Below are 1,477 nucleotides of genomic sequence, written 5' to 3' on the forward strand. Positions count from 1 at the left end.
CGGTGGCTGGCCACAGCGTCGAGGAAGGCGTTGGCCGCCGCGTAGTTGCCCTGCCCGGCGCCGCCGAGAATGCCCGACATCGAGGAGAACAGCACGAACGCGGCCAGGTCGGTGGTGCGGGTGAGCTCGTGCAGGTGCACGGCACCGTCCACCTTGGGCAGCATCACCCGGTCGATGGCATCCGGCGTCAACGACTCGATGACACCGTCGTGCACAACCCCCGCGGCGTGCACGACCGCGGTCAGCCGATGCTCGGCGGGGACGGCCGTGAGCACGCGGGCGAGCGCATCACGGTCGGCCACGTCACAGGCGGCCAGCTCCACCTGGGCGCCCAGGCCGGTGAGCTCGGCGTACAGTGCCGCCGCGCCAGGGGACTGTGCTCCTCGACGGCTGACCAGCAGCAGGTGCCGCACCTTGTGCCTGACCACCAGGTGCCGGGCCACCAGCGCACCCAGCCCGGCGGTCCCGCCTGTGATCAACACGGTGCCCTCGGGGTCCAGCGGTGTGGTGTCGCCCGAGGGCGATGGCCGCGCATGGGCCAGCCGGGGGACGTACACCGCACCCGCGCGCACCGCCGCCTGGGGCTCGCCGGAACCTGTCGCGTCGGCCAGCGCGGCCCACGAGGCGTCGTGCCCGTCGACGTCGACCAGGACGCACCGACCGGGGTGTTCCGACTGCGCCGAGCGCACCAGACCCCCCACGGCCGCGGCCACCGGATCGGTCAGCTCGGCGTCGTCGCGCACCGCAACCGCCCCGCTGGTGAGCAGGATCAGCCGGGCCGACCGGAGACGGTCGTCGGCAAGCAGGGACCGCAGCGACTGCGCGACGTCACCGGTGGCACTACGAGCCCGCGCCGCCAGCAGTGCGCCGGCGCCGGCGTCCGCACCAGTACCGCCATCGCCATCGGTGCCGGTGCCGGACGGATGGACGGTGAGCACGGCGTCGGGAGCCGGCGCCCCCGAGGCGACGGCCTCCCGCAGTGATCGCGGGTCCGGGTGGCAGGTGACGGCCACACCGCGGCGGGCGAGGGCGGCGGACAGCTGCTCGGGGATGTCCCCGAGCAGCGCCCAGCGTCCGGGTGGGCCGGCGGGGACGGCGGCCTGGATGCGGTCCCACTGCACCGCGTACAGCGGGGCGGGGGCAACGCCGCCGATCTGCTCGGCCGACATCGGGCGCAGGACCAGCGACCCGACGGAGACGACCGGGCGTGCGGTGAGGTCCGTGGCCGCCAGGGAGATCCCCTCGCCGGCCCGTGCCAGCCGCACCCGCAGCGCGGACGCGCCACGGGAATGCAGGCGGACGTCGCCGAAGGCGAACGGCAGGCCGTCCGGCGCCGGTCCGCCGGAGTCCAGCAGGGCGATCGCGTGCAGGGCCGCGTCCAGCAACGCCGGGTGCAGGCCGAACCGGCCCGCGTCCGCGTCGGCGGGCGACGGCAGGTGGGCCTCGGCCAGGACGTCGTCACCATGCCGCCATGCGG

1 protein-coding gene is annotated in these 1,477 nt (G+C 75.5%); it reads right to left on the reverse strand.

Annotated features, from left to right (window positions below):
* On the reverse strand, nt 1-1,477 hold a 1,477-nt coding region (locus DD1DGNOD_RS10635; RefSeq protein ID WP_165036577.1), incomplete at both ends, for an SDR family oxidoreductase.

Origin of the sequence: Candidatus Protofrankia californiensis (assembly GCF_900634765.1) — a bacterium.
In the GTDB taxonomy this organism is placed as follows: domain Bacteria; phylum Actinomycetota; class Actinomycetes; order Frankiales; family Frankiaceae; genus Protofrankia; species Protofrankia californiensis.